Raw genomic sequence first — 18,277 nt, 5'->3', positions numbered from 1 at the left:
TCTCTCCCGGATCGGTGGGGGCTGTCCTGTGTGGAGCGGCTGTCCTACGGCGGTTCGGGGCGCGGGCGGCACGCTAGCAATCGGCCTGGAAACGTTTCAATGGTTATGACGAAACAGAATGGAAGACAGAGCTGAAAACTTTCAACAGATCGGTGTAAGTTGCGCTGGACGCAGGCGTGTTGGAGGGTCGTGCAACCGTCACGGAAGGAGCGCGATGAAGGTCGGCATCACCGACGTCGCAGCCCATGCGCAGGTCAGCGAGGCCACCGTCAGCCGGGTCGTCAACCGGCGGCAGGGGGTGTCGCGCAAGACCCGGGAGACGGTCGAGCGGGCCATGGTCGAACTCGGCTACGAGCGGCCGACCCAGGGCCAACTGGTGGCAGTGATCACCGAGTTGGTGTCCAACCCGTTCTTCGCCGATGTCGCCGAACGTATCGAGTCCGCGCTCGCGCCGCACGGGCTGAAGGCCATATTGTGTCCGGCCTTCGCGGGCGGTGTGCCGGAGCGGGACTTCCTCTCCGCCCTGGTGGACAAGGGAGTCGCGGCGGTCGTCTTTCTCTCCGCCTCCAACACGGTGGAGGGCGCGGACACCGACGGCTATGAACTGCTGCGTCAGCGCCGGGTGCCGTATGTCGGGATCAACGGCGAGTTCGCCGACGGGGTGCCCGTGCCGGTCTTCTCCACCGACGACGTCCTCGCCGCCGAACTGGCCGTGGACCATCTCCACCGCCTCGGTCACCGTCGTATCGGCATGGTCTCCGGACCGACGGGCAACCGTCCCGCCGACCGGCGCGTCCAGGGTTTCCTCGACGCCATGGCCCGACGGGGCGTCGACGACGCGCGGCCGTGGGTGATCCGGCAGTGCTACACCGTGGAGGGCGGACAGGCGGCGGCCGCCCCGCTGCTCGCGCTCGGCGTCACGGCGATCGTCGCCGCCAGCGACTACATGGCGCTCGGCGCCATCCGGGGGATCCGCCGGCAGGGGCGATCCGTGCCGGACGACGTCTCGGTGGTGGGTTACGACGGCACGGCGATCACCGACTTCACCGACCCGCCCCTGACCACCGTCCGCCAGCCCGCGGACCGGTTGGCCCTGGAGGTGGGCCGCAGCGTGTTGGCCCTGGTCAGCAACCGAGAGGTGCCCACGGGGGAACTGCTCTTCGACCCGGAGCTGGTGATCCGCGCGTCCACGGGGCCGGTGCTGCGGTAGCAGGGCGCGGTGTGCTCTTGGTTCGCTTTGGTTTGCCAGCCGGATACACCCACCCGGTTGGCGCTTGCGAGCTGCGTCCGGACGAATGTGTGACGTGTGGTTAGAGTGCGCAGGGAATAAGGGAATGAGGGGAAAAACCCGGCATTCCACCTCCACTCAAACACCCCGTATGCGAGGCGTTCCGTCATGAGCCTGTCCATCCGCAATCAGATCCCCGGCACCGTCACCTCGGTCACCCCCGGCGAGGTCATGGCCACGGTCAAGGTTCGCCTGGAGGGTGGTCAGGACATGACGGCCGCCATCACCCTGGAGGCCGTCAAGGAGCTGGGCATCGCCGAGGGCTCGGCCGTGCGCACTCTGATCAAGTCGACCGAGGTGTCCCTGGCGACCGGCCCGGTCGAGGGTCTGTCCATTCGTAACCAGATCGCCGGCACCGTCGCCGACGTTGCCACCGGCGGCGCCATGGCCTCGGTCAAGGTCGACATCAACGGCGGCGCGCTCACCGCCGCCATCACCAAGGACGCCGTCGCCGACCTCGGCCTGGCTGCTGGTGCGTCCGTGGTCGCGCTGATCAAGTCGACGGAGATTGCCCTCGCGACGGCCTGAGCCCTGCCGGGCCGTTCGAGGGCGGCAGGGCCGGTCGACCGTCACATCCGGCGGTGCGCGTGCAGCAGATACTCATCGCGGTGCAGCGGGTTGTGGTCCGTACGCACCCGGGCCCTCGGGACCGCCGCCGCGCGGTAGTGGTCGAAGGCCGTCTCCAGAACGCCCTCGCCGCCGCACAGCTCGGGCAACTCCCGCTCAAAGCCGTGCACTTGGTCGGCCGGGAGGTGGCCTTCGACGACGTACGCCTCTCCGAGTGCCGTCGGTGTGCCCGGCAGGGCGCGGCGGCGGGCCAGGGCGAGCGACACCACGGCGTATGCCTGCTGCGGGAACTCCAGGCGGAACCGGTGCATCGGCTCATGGACGACCGTGTCGGCCCGGTGCAGCGCGGTCATCAGGACCAGCGGGGTCAGCCCGCGGAAGTCGCCCGCTGTGCTCCGGATGCTGCAGAACCCCGAGTGGGTCATCGTCACCACGCAGTCGGGCACCTGCCAGCCGTGCAGTCCCTGCCGGAGCGTGGTGTGGACCGTCTCCTCGACGGCCCGCATATAGCCGAGCGGCAGTGAGCCGAGTTCGACGTCGAGCCGGAAGACGACACCGCCGCCGATCTGCCCCGGCCCCACCCGCAGTCCCACCGTCGCCAGGAACGGATTCCCGTCGTGGTCGATGATCTCGTGGGCCGACCCGGTGCCGGTCACGCGCTCGACGCAGATCGGGGTCGTCTCGCGGAACTCGACGGCGAGGTCGTACTCCTCGGCGAGGGTGGTCTGCAAAACCTCTTTCTGTACCTCGCCGTAGAGCGAGACGGACAACTGCCGGCCGTCCGGGTCCTGACGCAGTCCGATCAGCGGGTCCTGCTCGGCGAGCTGGGTCAGGGCCAGGTGCAGTGCGCCCCTGTCGGCCGGGGCGGCGGGTACGACGACGGTTTCGAGGGAAGGCGGCGAGAAGACACGGCCGTCAGGGCGGCCGTCCGGAACCCGCCCGATCACGTCCCCGATCCGGACCGCCGACAGCCCGCGCAGCATCGCGATCTCCCCGGCCCGTACCGAGGTACGGCGTTCAAGGGCACCCCGGTCGAAGACGGCGACATCCGTGACCTTGGCCTCGGCGCCCCCGACCGGTACACGCTCGCGGGCCCTGAGCTCTCCCGAGAACATCCGGGCATACACCATCTTCTCACCGCTCCGCCCGCGCTCCACCTTGAACACCCGCCCCGACAGCGGACCTTCACCGCTGGGGCGCTCGGCGGGCAGCAGCTCCCGGATCGCCTCGACGAGCTCCGGGATACCCGCGCCGGTGATCGCCGAGCCGACGTACACCGGATGCACCCGCCCACCACGGGTCTGCGCCACGAGTGCGGCGCGCAGCCGGTCGTACGAGACGTCGGCCTCGTCCTCCACGTACGAGGCGAGGAGAGCGTCGTCGTGGACGGTGAGCGAGTCGAGCAGCTGTCGCACGAAGGGAGCGTCACCTTCACCGAAGGCGGTGGCGCGTGCGGTGGACGTGCCGAGTCCGTCGGTGACATGTCCCATCGCGATCACGGGCACATCGAGTCTGCGCTCGATCTCGCGCAGTACACGTCCGTCGTCGGCGCCGCGTCGGTCGGCCTTGTTGATGAACAGCAGGGTGGGGATGCCGAGCCGCTTGAGCGTACGCATCAGAACGCGGGTCTGCGGCTGCACGCCCTCCACGGCGGATACGACGAGGATGGCGCCGTCCAGGACACCGAGGACACGTTCGACCTCGGCGATGAAGTCGGGGTGGCCGGGTGTGTCGATGAGGTTGACGGAGACGGCCGAATCGCCGCTCCCCAGCACGAAGTTGACGACCGCCGACTTGATGGTGATACCGCGCCGCCGCTCCAGCTCCATGCTGTCGGTCCGCGTGTTGCCCGCGTCGACGCTGCCGAGCGTGTCGATGACCCCGGCCGTGTGCAGCAGCCGTTCGGTCAGACTCGTCTTACCGGCATCGACGTGCGCCAGGATCCCCAGGTTGAGCGTGCGTGACGTACTGCGCATGAAGCGTCATGTCCTTCAGGTTGATGAGCATTCCTTTCGTCTGGGACATGAACGTTCCGCGCATGATGATCTCCTTGGTCGCAGAGGGCCTCTCCCGTCACACTCGCACAGCGGGGTCGGGGTCGGCGACTGGTTTTCGGCAGGGTACGGCGATGTCCGGTGTTGCTCACCCGCGCGGCCCGGCTGGCAAGCTGTCCTGGTCGGGGTGCCGTCGGGCGTCCGTCAACCGAGGGGAGCTCTTGTCGTGGGTGTCGGTGACATACCGCTGGAGCGCGGGTCTGCGTCGACGGCTCGGTACGTGCCGCCTCCCATCGATCCGGAGCTGCGTGTCGTGCTGGCAGCCCTGGGGGAGGAGGCGCGGGAGCCGGTCACCCCGGAGAGCCTTGTTGCCTGGCAGAAGCGGGATGCGGCGGGGCGGCCCAGGCCCACGGTGGGGGATCTGCGGGCCGATGACCGCTTCGAGGTGGAGGAGCTGCGTGTGCCGGGGGCGTCGGGCGGGCCGGATGTCACGCTCGTGAGCGCGCGGCCCGCCGGGGTCGATGGGCCACTGCCGCTCCTCTACTACATGCACGGCGGCGGAATGATCACGGGCAACGCGTGGTCCGTACTGCCGCGCCTGCTCCGCGAATGGGCTCTCCCGTTGCAACTCGCCGTCATCTCCGTCGAGTACCGCCTGGCGCCGCACGCGCAGTACCCCGGACCGGTGGAGGACTGTCATGCGGGGCTGGTATGGGCCGCTGATCACGCGGCTGACCTCGGCCTCGACGTCGATCGCATCCTCGTGGGCGGGAAGAGCGCCGGGGGTGGACTCGCCGCCGCCCTCGCCCTGCTGACCCGCGACCGTGGCGGTCCGACCCCGATCGGCCAACTGCTCCTCAGCCCGATGCTCGACGACCGTAACGACACGTTTTCCAGCCATCAGATGGCCGGTCGTGACACCTGGGACCGGACCTCCAACGCGACCGCGTGGCAGGCCCTGTTGGGCGACTTGTACGGGGCCGAAGACCTTCCTCCGTATGCGGCCCCCGCCCGCGCCACGGATCTGTCCGAGCTGCCCCCGGCCTACCTCGAAGTCGGGTCGGCCGAGACCTTCAGGGACGAGGTCGTGGCCTACGCCGATGCGATCTGGCAGGCGGGTGGCGAGGCCGAACTGCACGTATGGCCCGGCGCGTTCCATGGCTTCGACACCCTCGCGCCGCAGGCGGACCTCAGCCGGGACGCCCGCGAAGCCCGTACGCGCTGGCTTCGGCGGTTGCTCGGCCGATGAGCCGTTCGCCGGATGTCCGGATCACTCAGTGAAGGCTGTCAATACCCAATATTCGTGATTCCTGGCCCAGTTGGGATCGGAGCAAGGTTGGCGCAGCCCGAAAGGAGTGAGCACATGACCGATCAGCAGCAGAGCCGTCGCAGGGTCATGAAGGCGGCGGGAGGAGCGACCCTCGTCGCCGGTGCGGCCATCATGGGTACGCCCGCCGCCCGCGCCGCCGCCTCGCACAACCAGGCGCGAGCCTTGGCAGGGCTTCCGATCCCGGACCGTGTAACGGCGTACCAGGACAACTGGCGCTTCTGCAACTACTGCTTCAGCCTCTGGTGGAACGGCGCGCCCACCAACGGCGCCTGCGCCTCCAGAAACTCCCCGGACGGCCAGCACCACGGTCCGGGAAGCTGGAACTTCTTCCTGCCGGCCAACCCTGCCGAACACCTCTGACGGCAGCGCATGCCCTTCCGGGGGCGAGGACGTGCCGGGTCCATGCCCTGGACCCGGCACGTCCTCATGTTGCCGTGGGTACAACCGCACCGCGCCGCCGCTGGCTGATTTCCAGCCGCCCGTGGAACCGGCGCACGCCCGCTCACGCCCAAGGGGAAACGGCCCAGGGCGAGACGGGGGAGACATCATGCGCAGAGCGGTCTCGACGGCGGTGGTCGCGGTGGTCGCGATGACGGCGGGTGCGGTGCTGGCGGCCGGATGTTCCGGTTCCGACGGGGATGCGGTGAGCATCCCGGCGAAGGACGCCGACGCGCGGATGAAGAAGGTGGCCGACGCCTGGGACGGATCGCAGGCGGCCCGGCAGTGGCGCGGGGGCGTCTACCTGCTCGAAGACGCCATCCAACTGCCGCAGGACGCCTTCCGCTCCGAGCAGGACAAGGAGGCGTACCGCAACAAATGGCTGGAGCTGCGCGGCAGCCTGCCCGACGGCACCCCGCCGGCCAGTGTCCACTGGGCGGACGGATCCACCACGGCCACACCGGTGCTGACGGCACCTCAGACATTTGCGTTACTGGGCGCCCGGAGCAGCGAGAAGGGTGCGCCGCCGCTGGTGGTGACCGGCGCCGATCGCGGTGAGCGGACGGTGCTCACCTCGCGCGGCCCGGCCCGCCTGCCCGTATGGCGGTTTTCCGTCAAGGGTTACGCCACCCCGCTCACCCGGGTGGCGATCCCCTCCCCGGAGTTGCCCGCGTCGCCGGTGGGCGTGCTGCCGCGCGCGGGCGGGTTGATGCCGATCATGGGTATCGGTGCCGTGTCGTCCGAGGGGTATTTGCTGACAGTGGACACAGGCTATGGCGCCTGTGCCAAGGGTGTGGACGTGCGGGTGCGGGAAAGCCGCGACAGTGTCGTGCTCGCCGCCGTTGAGCGCAAGGGGACGTTCAAGGGAATCTGCGACGCGTCGCTGAAGGTCGCGAAGGTCACTGTGCGCCTCAAGGAACCCCTCGCCGGACGGGTCCCGGTGAATGCGGATTCCGGCGCCGCACTGCCGTACCTGCCTCGGATGGACTGAATCGGCAAGCCGGGTCAAGCCGGTCAAGCCCGGCAACTCAGTGGTGTTCAGGGCGAAGTGGTCGGCGTTCACGCCCACCACAGGCACCCCGCGCTGACTTCATAAAGTGAACGTATGCACGCCGCTTGACAGTCAATCAGCTGCGCTGGCTTCATGTGTTGTGGCGTGAGCGAGCTGGGCGAGCTCGTCCGCCGCGTACTGGTTCTTCTGCTTCTCCGCTTCGGAGACGGCTCCGGCGAGCCGTCTTGGTCCGAGTGCTCCCGCATGCCCTTTTCCGGAAGGAGCCGGCGTCGCCGCGTACGGGAGCGCTCCCATCGATCACGGCGCATCCCCCCCACCGCCCGGGTGCGGCAGAGGCCCACCCGGCGATCGAAAGGATCCCCCATGCCCAGATCGCGCCTGAAGCCACATGGGGCCGTGGCTGTCGTGGTTGCTCTGCTCATGGTCGCCCTCTCTCTGGCCGGCGCGTCCTCGGCGTCCGCGAGCACCACCCTCTGCGGCAGGACCGACAGTACGAAGGTGTCGGGCGGCAAGTACGTCGTCCAGAACAACGAGTGGGGCGACTCGGTCGAGCAGTGCATCGACGTGCGCGATGACGGCTTCGACATCACCAAGGGCTGGCACAACGTGGGCAGCGGCGGCGCACCGGCCGCGTACCCCTCGGTCTACGCCGGCTGCCACTACGGCAACTGCTCCACCGGTAACGGTCTGCCCCTGCGGGTGTCGTCCTTCGGCAGCGCGTACAACCCGCGGTCCAGCGTCGACTTCGGCACCGCCGACGGGCAGTGGGACGCCTCCTACGACATCTGGTTCGACACCAGCCCCAACCCGTCGGGCCAGAACAACGGCGAGGAGCTGATGATCTGGGCCAACCACTCCGGGCCGCCCACACCGTACGGCAGCAAGGTCGCCACCGTCTGGATCGAGGGCGCCAACTGGGATGTGTGGTACGGCCGTCAGGGCAGCGGCATCACCTGGAACACCGTCTCGTACGTCCGTCAGCAGCCCACCCATACGATCACGGTGAACATCAAGGACTTCACCGACGACTCGATCACCCGCGGCTTTCTCCAGTCGGCCTGGTACATGACCAGTGTGCAGTTCGGTTTCGAGCCGTGGGTGGGCGGGCCCGGACTGTCCGTGCACTCCTTCTCGTACGACTCGAACGGCTCGGGCGGCGGTGGCGCGACGCCGGGCACGGTCGTCGGGCAGCAGAGCGGCCGCTGCCTGGACCTGAAGGACCGGGGCAGCTCCGACGGCACGGCCGTGCAGTTGTGGGACTGCGGCAGCGGGTGGAACCAGCAGTTCAAGCGTGACGGCGGGCAGATCGTGAACCCGCAGAGCGGCAAGTGCCTTGATGTGGCCGCCGGTTCCACGGCCAATGGCGCACAGGTGCGGCTCTGGTCGTGCAACGGCACCGGCGCCCAGCAGTGGCAGTTCAACGCCAACGGCACCGTCACCAACCCCCGGTCCGGGAAGTGCCTGGACGCCGAGGGTTCCGCCAATGGCGCGCTCCTGCAGATCTGGGACTGCTACGGCGGCGGCACCCAGCCCAACCAGTTGTGGACGCAGAAGTAGCGCGATCCCCGCACCACAGGATTCGGGCGCCGCGTGAAAGCAGCGGATTCGCGGGGCGCCACTCCGGACAACATTTCGGCACCGTAACCCGGTCGCGCCCCGCGAGGCGGCCACGTTCCAAGGAGCATCGACGTGAGACTTCACCCCGCACGCGGCGCCCGGCCGCGAGCACGCACCACCGGTCGACGCACGGCAGGCGTACTGCTGGTCGCGGCCGCCCTCGTCGCCACCGCCATGCCCGCCTCGTCGGCCCTGGCCGACCCCGGCACCGCGACAGCCCCCGCGTACCTCGACCCGAAGCTGCCGGTGGCGCGGCGGGTCTCCGATCTGCTCGGCCGGATGACCACGGCCGAGAAAATCGGCCAGATGACCCAGGCCGAACGCGGCTCGGTCGACGCCGACCCCACGCAGATCACCCACCTCAACCTCGGCTCGCTGCTGTCCGGCGGCGGATCCACCCCGACGCCCAACACCCCTGCGGCGTGGGCGGACATGATCGACGGCTACCAGACGCACGCGCTCGCGTCCCGGCTGCACATCCCGCTGCTGTACGGGATCGACTCCGTGCACGGGGACGGCAATCTGGTCGGCGCGACGATCTTTCCGCACAACATCGGCATGGGCGCCACGCGTGACCCCCGGCTGGTGGCCGAAGAGGAGCACATCACGGCCACCGAGACCCGGGCCACCGGCCCGCAGTGGGTCTTCGCACCGTGCGTGTGCGTCGCCCGCGACGACCGCTGGGGCCGTACGTATGAGAGCTTCGGCGAGGATCCGGCGCTGGTCCAGCGGATGGAAAGCGCCATCGACGGCTTCCAGGGCACCCGTACGAAGGACCTGGCCCGGCCCGACCGCGTGCTGGCCACCGTCAAGCACTACGCCGGTGACGGCGACACCACCTACGGCACCTCCACCACCGGCGACTACACCATCGACCGGGGTATCACCCGCACCAGCCATCAGCGGTTCGCCGCCGTCGACCTGGCCCCGTACGTCACCGCCGTCCAGGTCCACGGCGTCGGCAGTGTCATGCCGTCCTACTCGTCCGTCCAGTGGACCGACGTGCCCGGCAGTCAGCCGGTCAAGATGAGCGCCAGCAAGGAGCTGCTCACCGACGTCCTGAAGCGGAAGATCGGCTTCGACGGGTTCCTCATCAGCGACTGGGACGCCATCACCCAACTGCCGGGCGACTTCGCGACCCAGGTCCGCACCTCGGTGAACGCCGGTATGGACATGTTCATGCAGCCGTACGACGCCCCGCAGTTCGAGCAGACTCTCGCCGCCGAGGTCCAGGCGGGCCGCGTCCCGATGTCCCGTATCGACGACGCGGTCTCCCGTGTTCTGCGCGCGAAGTTCCAACTCGGCCTGTTCGAGCACCCGTTCACGGACCGGGCCAACATCGACACCGTCGGCTCGCCCGCCCATCGGGCCGTGGCCCGTCGTGCGGTCGCCGAATCCCAGGTCCTGCTGAAGAACGACCACCACGCGCTGCCGCTCAAGCCCTCCCAGCACATCTATGTGGCGGGAGTCAACGCCAACGACCTCGGCAACCAGGCCGGCGGCTGGACCGTGACCTGGCAGGGCCAGTCCGGCAACACCGCCTTCCCCGGCACCACCATCCTCCAGGGAATCCAGCGCGACGCGAAGAACGTCACGTACAGCGCCGACGCCACCGCCCCCATGACCGGCTCCGACGTAGGCATCGTCGTCATCGGCGAAACCCCCTACGCCGAAGGTGTCGGCGACGTCGGCACCGGCGGCCACACTCTCAACCTCTCCGCCACGGACCGGGCGAACATCGACCGCGTATGTTCCGCGATCAGGACATGCCTCGTCCTCGACGTCGCGGGCCGCCCGCAGATCATCACCGACCAACTGCCCAAGGCGGACGCCTTCGCCATGTCCTGGCTCCCCGGCAGCGAAGGCGACGGGGTCGCGGACGTCCTGTTCGGCAAGCGCCCCTTCACCGGCAAGCTCCCGGTGACCTGGCCCCGCAGCGAGGCCCAGGAACCGATCAACGTGGGCGACGCCCATTACGACCCGCTGTTCCCGTACGGATACGGCCTGACCGCCCAGCGCTGACCCTCCGCCCCGGCTGCCATGGGTGAGTCGGGTCTCACTCGGGCGGTGAGACTTGTTTATGCAACGAGTTGCATAGAAGGATTCGAGGTATGGCGCGCGAACACGCGATCCTCGTCTCTCCGCTGCAGAAGCCAGGCTCCGGCCATGAGCCGGCCCGGCGATTCGAGCGGAACCCTCACCCCCTCGAAAGGCGACTCTTCATGGCCGACGCTCTGCTGTTCAACCCGCGTACCTACGACCCGCAGCACTTCGACGCCGAGACCCGTCGGCTGCTGCGGGCCACCGTCGACTGGTTCGAGGAGCGCGGCAAGCGCAGGCTGATCGAGGACTACCGCTCCCGTGCCTGGCTGGCGGACTTCCTCGCGTTCTCCGCCAAGGAGGGTCTGTTCGCCACCTTCCTCACCCCGGCCGCCGATGCCGGGAACGAGGACCAGCGCTGGGACACCGCCCGGATCGCGGCCCTGAACGAGATCTTCGGGTTCTACGGCCTCGACTACTGGTACGCCTGGCAGGTCACCATCCTCGGCCTCGGCCCGGTGTGGCAGAGCGACAACGCCGCCGCCCGCGCCCGCGCGGCCGAACTCCTCTCCCAGGGTGAGGTGTTCGCCTTCGGTCTGTCCGAGAAGACGCACGGCGCCGACATCTACTCCACCGACATGCTCCTTGAGCCCGACGGCGACGGCGGCTTCCGGGCCACCGGCTCCAAGTACTACATCGGCAACGGCAACGCCGCCGGGCTCGTCTCGGTCTTCGGCCGCCGCACCGACGTCGAGGGCCCGGACGGCTACGTCTTCTTCGCCGCCGACAGCCGCCACCCGGCGTACCACCTGGTCAAGAACGTGGTCGACTCCTCGAAGTACGTGAGTGAGTTCCGCCTGGAGGACTACCCGGTCGCCCCGGACGACGTCCTGCACACCGGCCGCGCCGCCTTCGACGCCGCCCTCAACACCGTCAACGTCGGCAAGTTCAACCTCTGCACCGCCTCCATCGGCATCTGCGAGCACGCGATGTACGAGGCTGTCACCCACGCGCACAACCGCATCCTCTACGGCCGCCCCGTCACCGCCTTCCCGCACGTGCGCCGCGAGCTGACGGACGCGTACGTACGTCTCGTCGGTATGAAGCTCTTCAGCGACCGCGCCGTCGACTACTTCCGCTCGGCCGGGCCCGACGACCGCCGTTACCTCCTCTTCAACCCGATGACGAAGATGAAGGTGACCACGGAGGGCGAGAAGGTCATCGACCTGATGTGGGACGTCATCGCGGCCAAGGGCTTCGAGAAGGACAACTACTTCGCCCAGGCGGCGATCGAGATCCGCGGACTGCCCAAGCTGGAGGGCACGGTCCACGTCAACCTCGCGCTGATCCTCAAGTTCATGCGCAACCACCTGCTGGAGCCGGTGGAGTACCCGGCCGTGCCGACCCGCCTCGACGCGGCCGACGACGACTTCCTCTTCCGGCAGGGACCGGCCCGCGGCCTTGGTTCCGTACGCTTCCACGACTGGCGCGCCGCCTACGACGCGTACGCCACGCTGCCGAACGTCGCGCGCTTCCGCGAGCAGGCCGACGCGCTGTGCGAGTTCGTCACCACCGCGGCTCCCGACGAGGCGCAGAGCCGGGACCTCGACCTGCTGCTCGCCGTCGGCCAGCTGTTCGCGCTCGTCGTCCACGGCCAGCTGGTCCTGGAGCAGGCCCGTCTGACGGGTCTGGACGAGGATGTACTGGACGAGCTGTTCGCGGTCCTCGTACGGGACTTCTCCGCGCACGCCGTCGAGCTGCACGGCAAGGACTCCGCCACCGAGCAGCAGCAGGCCTGGGCGCTCGGCGCGGTCCGCCGCCCGGCCGTCGACGACGCCCGCTCGGCGCGGGTCTGGGACCGTGTGGAGGCGCTGTCCGGCGCGTACGAGATGGCGGAGTGACAAGCCGCCCGCTGAGCCGTCGGAGAGCCGTCGGCTCAGCGGGCGCCCCTCCTTGGTGCTCCTTCATGGCGTGAATGCTGTCAATACCCAATACGCGGTATTCCGGGCCGAGTTGGGTCCGCAGCAGTGTGGGGGCAGCCTGTAGGGGGTTGCGATGGAGGCCACGGGGTTGTCCCCGGAAGTCCCGCGACGACGGGGAGTCGGCGCCGGGCGGGGTGTGCTGGAGGGGGCGTTCGCGCTGTTGGAGGGGCTCGCCGGGGTGGATGAGGCCGGGCTGAGCGATCTGGCGGCCCGGGCGGGACTGCCGAAGGCGACCGCGCACCGGCTGCTCGACCAACTGGCGGGTCTTGGCGCGGTGGAGCGCCGGGACGGCCGCTACCGCATGGGCGCGACGGTCGCCCGCCTCGGGCGCGCCTGGCGGACCCATCGCATGGTGGAGAGAGCCGCCGCGCTGCCGCTGCGGCGTCTCGTGGCGGTGACCGGGGGCGGCGCGGCCGCGGTGGCTCCCTGCGCCGGTGACATGGTGGTCATTGCTCGGCTGCCAGGGCCGGCGGACGCGGGCATCCCTTTCCCCGCCGGCGCGGTCGTGCCGCCGGGCAGCGCGGCCCACATCGTCGTCGCGGCGTCCGGCACCGCGACGCGGCCGCCGGTCGGCTGCTCCGCCGCCGAGTGGTCACGCCGGGTCGGCAGCGCGAGGGAGCACGGCGTGGCCGTTCAGCACTCGGAGGGGGAAGTGCCCATGTGCTGCGTGGTGGCAGCGGTGCGCGCCCGGTCCGGGGCCGTGGTCGCTGCCATCGGCGTGACGCTCCTCGACGACCGGCGATCGGGCTCCGCCGCGGATGCCGTCAGGCACGCGGCCCGCGCGGCCGGCGTGAACCTGGCCCGTATGCCCGCCGCCCGGCGGCTGTGACGCGGAATGGCCGCGGGGTGCGGCGGCCGGGCAGCGTGAGGCCGTCCCGTACTTTTGAGGCTTTTCGGCCCACCCCGAAAGTCCAGGCGCGCGAGGCCCGTACGCGATGAACTGGCCGCGGCATCCAGTCGCCCTCTGCGGGCGGCTCCACCGACGTGACGGTCAGGAGACCAGCCACATGGCCATGCTTCGCAGGACAAGACGTGCCGTGCCCGCGATCGCCGCCGTCCTCGCCGGGGGAGCACTCGCGCTCTCCGGCGCGGGCAGCGCACAGGCGACCGGCCACACCTCCACCGCCATGCGGCCGATGGACGGCGGTACCTGTACCGGGAACTGGCACTACATCGGGAGCCCGGGGAACTTCTTTATGTACGGCGAGTACGCCGGGCAGGTGCAGCAGCTCTGGGACTCCTCCTGCAACCGGACGCAGGCCCACTGGCAGTGGGCGGGGCAGTTCCAGAGCGACCACGCCCGCGACAACCCCACGGTCTGCGTCGCCTTGGTCTCGCCCACCTCGGGTGCGGTCGAGCCGTACCTCTGCGGCGACATCAACCAGAAGAACGTGTCCTCCTGGGGCTGGGTGCACGACGGCAGCCCGGACGACTGGCGCGCCCAGGCCAACATGTGGACGGCGAACCGTAGTTGCGGCAACGACGCGTGGGGCACCGACCACTGGTACGGCGGGGCGGACTGGGCCGCGCCGCATGACGGCGGGGGTTGCTGAGGCTCCCACTGATCACCCGGCTCGAGCGGTGGACGCACCGCTCGGGCCGGGCTCTTCAGCGTTCACTCAGGTCAGCCGACCAGTTTCGCCAAGGCCGCATCGATCCGAGCCAGGGTCTTCTCCCTGCCCAGGATCTCCAGGGACTCGAAGAGCGGCAGGCCGACCGTACGGCCGGTGACGGCTACGCGGACCGGGGCCTGCGCCTTGCCCAGCTTGAGGCCGTGCTCCTCACCGGCGGCAAGAACGGCTTCCTTCAAGGACTCGGGGCTCGTCCAGTCGGCCGACTCAAGGTTGGCGCGAGCCGTCTTCAGCAGGGCGTCCGAGCCGTCCTTCATGGCCTTCGCCCACGACGGCTCGTCCTCGACCGGCTCCTTCAGGAACATGAAGTCGACGTTGGCGGTGATGTCCGAGAGCACGGCCAACCGCGTCTGGGCGTGGGGTGCGAGCGCCTCCCAGGCCGCCTGATCGAAGTCCTCGGGGGCCCAGCCGGCGTACGGCGCACGCAGCCACGGCCGGCACGCCTCGATGAACTCGCCCAGAGGGAGCCCCCGTACGTATTCACCGTTGAACGCGGTCAGCTTCTTGATGTCGAAGAAGGCGGGGGAGGTGTTGACGTCCTCGACGCGGAACCTCTGCTCCAGTTCGTCGTACGGCCGCAGCTCGACGTCGTCGCCCGGACCCCAGCCGAGGAGCATCAGATAGTTGGTCATCGCCGCCGGGAGAAACCCCTCGGCGAGGTAGTCCTCCAGGGCCACCTTGTCGCGGCGCTTGGACAGCTTCTGCCGCTTCTCGTTGACGATGACCGGAAGGTGCGCCCACACCGGAGGCTCGGCGCCGAGCGCCTGCCACAGCAACTGCTGCTTCGGCGTGTTGGACAGGTGCTCCTCGCCCCGGATGACCTGGGTGATCCCCTCATCGAGGTCATCGACGACGTTCGCGATCAGGAACACGGGGGAGCCGTCACCGCGAGCGATCACGAAGTCCTCGATGGCCGAGTTCGGGAAGCTCGGCTCGCCCCGGATCAGGTCCACTACGACCGTCGCGCCCTCGTCGGGAGTACGGAACCGCAACGCCCGCCCCTCCGCGTACTCCAGCCCCCGTTCGCGGCAGAAGCCGTCGTAGCCGAGCTGCTGGGACCCGGTCCGCTCCTGCACCTGCTCCCGTGTGCAGTCGCAGTAGTACGCGCGACCGGCCGCGTAGAGCTGCTGCGCGGCTTCGCGGTGCCGGTCGGCGTTCTGCGACTGGAAGTACGGGCCTTCGAACGCGGGGTCCGTCTCGGAGATCCCGATGGCGGCGAGGGCGTTGATGATGCCGTCGATCCACTCGGGTTTGTTGCGCGCGGTGTCGGTGTCCTCGATCCGCAGGACGAACTTCCCGTTGGACTGCCGTGCGACGGCCCAGTTGTAGAGAGCGGACCTGGCTCCACCGACATGGAACATGCCGGTCGGAGAAGGAGCGAAACGTACACGTACTGGGGCAGCGGACATGCCCGCAAGCGTACCGATTCGTCGCCGGTGCGCGCGGCCACGGGAACTGACGACCGGGGTCGTTGCCGTGGCGGGCGGGGACGGGGTTCACGGAGAGCGCGTGCGATTGCGCACCACACACGCTTCGTGCGTGAGCGATGAGTTCGGGCGGTGAATCGGGTCTGCCCTGGCGTGACTCGAATCATCGCTGATGAGATCGCCCTGGGCACCGAGTCGTTCGGTGACGACGACGCGCCACTCGTCCTGCTCGCGGGCGGGACGACGATGCTCTCCTGGCCCGACGCGCTGTGCGAGCGCCTCGCCGCCGGCGGGCGCCGTGTGGTGCGCTACGACCTGCGCGACAGCGGGGAGTCGACGACGTCGGATCCGGAGGCGCCCGCATCTGGGACCGCACGCCCGGCACCGCACCCGCGGTCCAGATGGCCAACCAGATGGGCATGGTGTTCTCCAGGCTGGACTGCACACCCCGCTGGCGCGAGCGCCTGCCCGAGATCGAGGTCCCCACGCTCGTCGTCCACGGCCGCGTATCGAGATCGACGTCGACATTTGTATCCGGTAGGTATCAGGAAGCGCTTGGTTGTCCATCGAATCAGCGCGTCGACCCACGGCGAAGGGGCCTCACAGGGAGCCGGAGTGACGTGGTTCCACCGGCCGTCCGAGGCGGTGTCACCCCGTCTGACCTGGGCATTCGCGTTGGGTAGTGCCCGCCGGAACGGGTTGCGTGTTCACACGTGTGACGCCGTCGCCGCGTCCGGTCTCTGCCGTATCGTTCCCTTCGGGTCGCCGGCCGCACGCGAGTACCGCCGGGATCGCCCGCCCGGACCGTTTCTGACAGGAGTCATCCGCCCGTGTCCTCGTCCGCCCCCGCTGGGGCACCTTCGCGGCCTGTTCGTGTGTTGCTGGTGGAGGACGACGAGCTGATGCGGCGGTCCTTCACCGTCGCCCTTGAGCGCTACGGCTACGAGATGGCGGCCGCGGCCGATGGGCTCGAAGGGCTTGAGCTCTTCCGGGACCGCGATGAGGGCTTCGACCTGCTCATTCTCGATGTGATGCTGCCCGGTCTCGACGGCATCGGGCTGTGCCGCAGAGTGCGGGAGACAAGCTTGGTGCCCGTCCTGATGATGTCCGCCCGCGGCGACGGGCTCGACGTCGTCGCCGGTCTGGAGGCCGGGGCGGACGACTACGTGGTCAAGCCCGTGGATACGTACGTACTCGTGGCACGTATCCGCTCGCTGCTGCGGCGGGCGACCTACGCGCCGACCGCTCCGGGATCCGAGAACGCCGCGGACACGGGGTCGCCCTCCGAGGGCGAGGTGCTGGTCTTCGGGGACCTGACCATCGACACCGCCGGCATGGAGGTGTCCATCTCCGGGAGCCCGGTGGCGCTGACCCCGACCGAGCTGAAACTGCTCCTTGAGTTCGCCGCGCACCCGGGCGTCGTCCTGGAGCGGCACACCCTTTTGCGTGACGTCTGGGAATACGGCTGGGACGGCGACAGTCGGGTCGTGGATCTGTGTGTGCAACGGCTGCGCCGGAAGCTGGGGCGGGAGCGGATCGAGACCGTCCGCGGCTTCGGCTACAAGTTCAGGCGTTGAGACCGGTGCGTATGTTCCACCGGCTGTGGTCGGCCCGCGCCTCGTTGCGGTGGAAGATCGCCGCGCTGGCCGCGGCCACGGCATGCCTGGTCGTGGCGGCGGTGGGTGTGCTCGTGCACCTGTGGATCGAGCAGGACATCCGCGACCGGGCCGAGGCGCGGGCCTTCAACAGCGTCTACTCGGCCATGGAGGTGTACCGGAGTACGGGAACGCTGGCGGACGGCGCGCACCTCGATCCGCCCGACCTGCCCGCCGCACTGCGCCACCCGGTCGACGGCGACCGGCACACCGCCTACGACGGGCACGTCGACGGCAATGACGGGCCGAGCTTCTGGGCCGCCCAGCGGACCGCCGGTCCGGGCAGCCCGGTGCTCGCCTTCCAGGTCAACATGAACAGCGAGCTCTACACCCTGCGCCAGCTCGACATGACCATGACGGTGGCCTCGCTGGCCGCGCTCGCGGCGGCCACACCTCTGGCGGTGTACGGGGCCGGGCTGCTCGCCCGCAGGCTGCGGCGCGTCTCGGAGACCGCGGGCCGGATCTCCGCCGGTGACCTGGACGCCCGGACCGGGCCCACCAAGGGCCACGACGAGGTGGCCGACATCGCTGCCACCGTCGACCTCATGGCCGACAGCCTCGGTCAACGGCTGCGCACCGAGCGCCGGTTCACCGCGGACGTGGCCCACGAGTTGCGTACGCCCGTCGGCGGTCTGCTGGCCGCCGTCGACCTGCTGCCGCCCGGCGAGACGGAGGATCTGCTCCGTGCCCGCGTACGGGATCTGCGCGGCCTGGTCGAGGACCTCCTTGAGATCTCCCGCCTTGACGCCGGTGCCGAACAACCCGTGCGCGCCCGGGTGCCGCTCGGCGCCGTAGTCCGCGAGGCTGTGACGCGTACCGGCTTCGACGCCGAGGTCACCGTCGGCGACGCACAGGGTGCGGACTTCACCGTGGAGACCGACCCGCGCCGCCTGGAGCGGATCGTCAGCAACCTCGTCGTCAACGCCCACCGGCACGGCGACACCCCGGTGCAGGTCACCGTCGAGGGACGTACGGTCGTCGTACGCGACCACGGCCCCGGCTTCCCGAAGGACCTGCTGGTCCACGGGCCGCGCCGGTTCCAGACGGGTGCGACGGAACGCGGCTCGGGCCATGGCCTGGGCCTGACCATCGCCCTGGGACAGGCCCGGCTTCTCGGCGCCGAGCTGCGCTTCGACAACGCCCCGGACGGCGGCGCGGTCGCCACCCTGCGCCTGCCGGATTGACGTCTTCGTAGCAGCCCCTACAGAACTGCTACGCAGCGGAGCGGCCGCCGATACACAGCCGCCCAGGCCCCGATACGTTTCCCGGACACCCTTTGAAGTGCGCATTTCCGCA

14 protein-coding genes and 1 pseudogene are annotated in these 18,277 nt (G+C 69.6%); 13 read left to right on the top strand and 2 right to left on the bottom strand.

From position 1 onward, the window contains the following. Positions 1–214 precede the first annotated feature (214 nt). Together BG418_RS10845 and BG418_RS10840 are read left to right on the top strand one after the other, a co-directional pair. Positions 215–1,210 (top strand): LacI family DNA-binding transcriptional regulator, encoded by a 996-nt coding sequence (locus tag BG418_RS10845; RefSeq protein WP_188273539.1) that lies wholly within the window; start codon positions 215–217, stop codon positions 1,208–1,210. Between the two features lie 186 nt (positions 1,211–1,396). After that, entirely contained in the window at positions 1,397–1,816 is a 420-nt protein-coding gene (locus BG418_RS10840; RefSeq protein ID WP_188273538.1) for a molybdopterin-binding protein, read from the top strand. A 41-nt stretch (positions 1,817–1,857) separates the two neighbouring features. Here the strand turns inward: BG418_RS10840 and BG418_RS10835 are convergent, their stop codons facing one another. Beyond that, the gene (locus BG418_RS10835) at positions 1,858–3,831 is read right to left on the bottom strand and encodes a translation factor GTPase family protein (protein WP_188273537.1); all 1,974 of its coding nucleotides are present in this window, start codon (positions 3,829–3,831) and stop codon (positions 1,858–1,860) included. Positions 3,832–4,165: 334 nt separating this feature from the next. Between BG418_RS10835 and BG418_RS10830 the strand changes: the two genes are divergently transcribed. From BG418_RS10830 to BG418_RS10795, 8 genes are all read left to right on the top strand, one after another. After that, positions 4,166–5,098 carry an alpha/beta hydrolase gene (locus tag BG418_RS10830; RefSeq protein ID WP_188273737.1) on the top strand — a complete coding sequence of 311 codons (933 nt, stop codon included), beginning with the start codon at positions 4,166–4,168 and terminating at the stop codon, positions 5,096–5,098. 114 nt (positions 5,099–5,212) lie between these two features. After that, complete coding sequence (locus tag BG418_RS10825) at positions 5,213–5,539, top strand: hypothetical protein (RefSeq protein ID WP_188273536.1); 327 nt, start codon at positions 5,213–5,215, stop codon at positions 5,537–5,539. Positions 5,540–5,759: 220 nt separating this feature from the next. Then, positions 5,760–6,608 carry a hypothetical protein gene (locus BG418_RS10820; protein WP_188273535.1) on the top strand — a complete coding sequence of 283 codons (849 nt, stop codon included), beginning with the start codon at positions 5,760–5,762 and terminating at the stop codon, positions 6,606–6,608. 417 nt (positions 6,609–7,025) lie between these two features. After that, entirely contained in the window at positions 7,026–8,186 is a 1,161-nt protein-coding gene (locus BG418_RS10815) for a GH12 family glycosyl hydrolase domain-containing protein (protein ID WP_317453604.1), read from the top strand. Between the two features lie 132 nt (positions 8,187–8,318). Next, the gene (locus tag BG418_RS10810; RefSeq protein WP_398998314.1) at positions 8,319–10,268 is read left to right on the top strand and encodes a glycoside hydrolase family 3 protein; all 1,950 of its coding nucleotides are present in this window, start codon (positions 8,319–8,321) and stop codon (positions 10,266–10,268) included. Positions 10,269–10,468: 200 nt separating this feature from the next. After that, positions 10,469–12,187, top strand: a complete 1,719-nt coding sequence (locus tag BG418_RS10805; protein WP_188273534.1) for an acyl-CoA dehydrogenase family protein — start codon at positions 10,469–10,471, stop codon at positions 12,185–12,187. A 169-nt stretch (positions 12,188–12,356) separates the two neighbouring features. Then, positions 12,357–13,097 (top strand): IclR family transcriptional regulator, encoded by a 741-nt coding sequence (locus BG418_RS10800; protein WP_223184636.1) that lies wholly within the window; start codon positions 12,357–12,359, stop codon positions 13,095–13,097. Between the two features lie 178 nt (positions 13,098–13,275). After that, entirely contained in the window at positions 13,276–13,821 is a 546-nt protein-coding gene (locus BG418_RS10795; RefSeq protein WP_188273532.1) for a hypothetical protein, read from the top strand. Between the two features lie 71 nt (positions 13,822–13,892). Here the strand turns inward: BG418_RS10795 and gltX are convergent, their stop codons facing one another. Next, on the bottom strand, positions 13,893–15,260 hold the full coding sequence (gene gltX / locus BG418_RS10790; protein ID WP_262928573.1) for a glutamate--tRNA ligase: 1,368 nt from the start codon (positions 15,258–15,260) through the stop codon (positions 13,893–13,895). Between the two features lie 219 nt (positions 15,261–15,479). Between gltX and BG418_RS40820 the strand changes: the two are divergent. The 3 genes and pseudogenes from BG418_RS40820 to BG418_RS10780 form a co-directional block, all read left to right on the top strand. Further along, positions 15,480–15,832 (top strand): annotated as a pseudogene (locus BG418_RS40820) (alpha/beta fold hydrolase); the annotation flags it as partial. Positions 15,833–16,201: 369 nt separating this feature from the next. After that, positions 16,202–16,903, top strand: a complete 702-nt coding sequence (cseB, locus tag BG418_RS10785; RefSeq protein WP_317453603.1) for a two-component system response regulator CseB — start codon at positions 16,202–16,204, stop codon at positions 16,901–16,903. An 11-nt stretch (positions 16,904–16,914) separates the two neighbouring features. Continuing rightward, positions 16,915–18,165: a HAMP domain-containing sensor histidine kinase gene (locus tag BG418_RS10780; protein WP_188273734.1), complete on the top strand. Its 1,251-nt coding sequence runs from the start codon at positions 16,915–16,917 to the stop codon at positions 18,163–18,165. Positions 18,166–18,277 lie beyond the last annotated feature (112 nt).

It is taken from the genome of Streptomyces sp. CBMA152 (assembly GCF_014596475.1).
Taxonomy (GTDB): Bacteria; Actinomycetota; Actinomycetes; order Streptomycetales; family Streptomycetaceae; genus Streptomyces.
Note: the sequence above shows the minus strand (reverse complement) of the source record. Positions and strands in the feature narration are given on the sequence as shown.

Bases quoted from the DNA above. Each gene is read 5' to 3' on its own strand.
- BG418_RS10840 (WP_188273538.1), top strand. From the start codon at position 1,397: ATGAGCCTGTCCATCCGCAATCAGATCCCCGGCACCGTCACCTCGGTC.
- BG418_RS10845 (WP_188273539.1), top strand. From the start codon at position 215: ATGAAGGTCGGCATCACCGACGTCGCAGCCCATGCGCAGGTCAGCGAG.
- BG418_RS10795 (WP_188273532.1), top strand. From the start codon at position 13,276: ATGGCCATGCTTCGCAGGACAAGACGTGCCGTGCCCGCGATCGCCGCC.
- BG418_RS10805 (WP_188273534.1), top strand. From the start codon at position 10,469: ATGGCCGACGCTCTGCTGTTCAACCCGCGTACCTACGACCCGCAGCAC.
- BG418_RS10825 (WP_188273536.1), top strand. From the start codon at position 5,213: ATGACCGATCAGCAGCAGAGCCGTCGCAGGGTCATGAAGGCGGCGGGA.
- BG418_RS10780 (WP_188273734.1), top strand. From the start codon at position 16,915: ATGTTCCACCGGCTGTGGTCGGCCCGCGCCTCGTTGCGGTGGAAGATC.
- gltX (WP_262928573.1), bottom strand. From the start codon at position 15,260: ATGTTCCATGTCGGTGGAGCCAGGTCCGCTCTCTACAACTGGGCCGTC.
- BG418_RS10835 (WP_188273537.1), bottom strand. From the start codon at position 3,831: ATGCGCAGTACGTCACGCACGCTCAACCTGGGGATCCTGGCGCACGTC.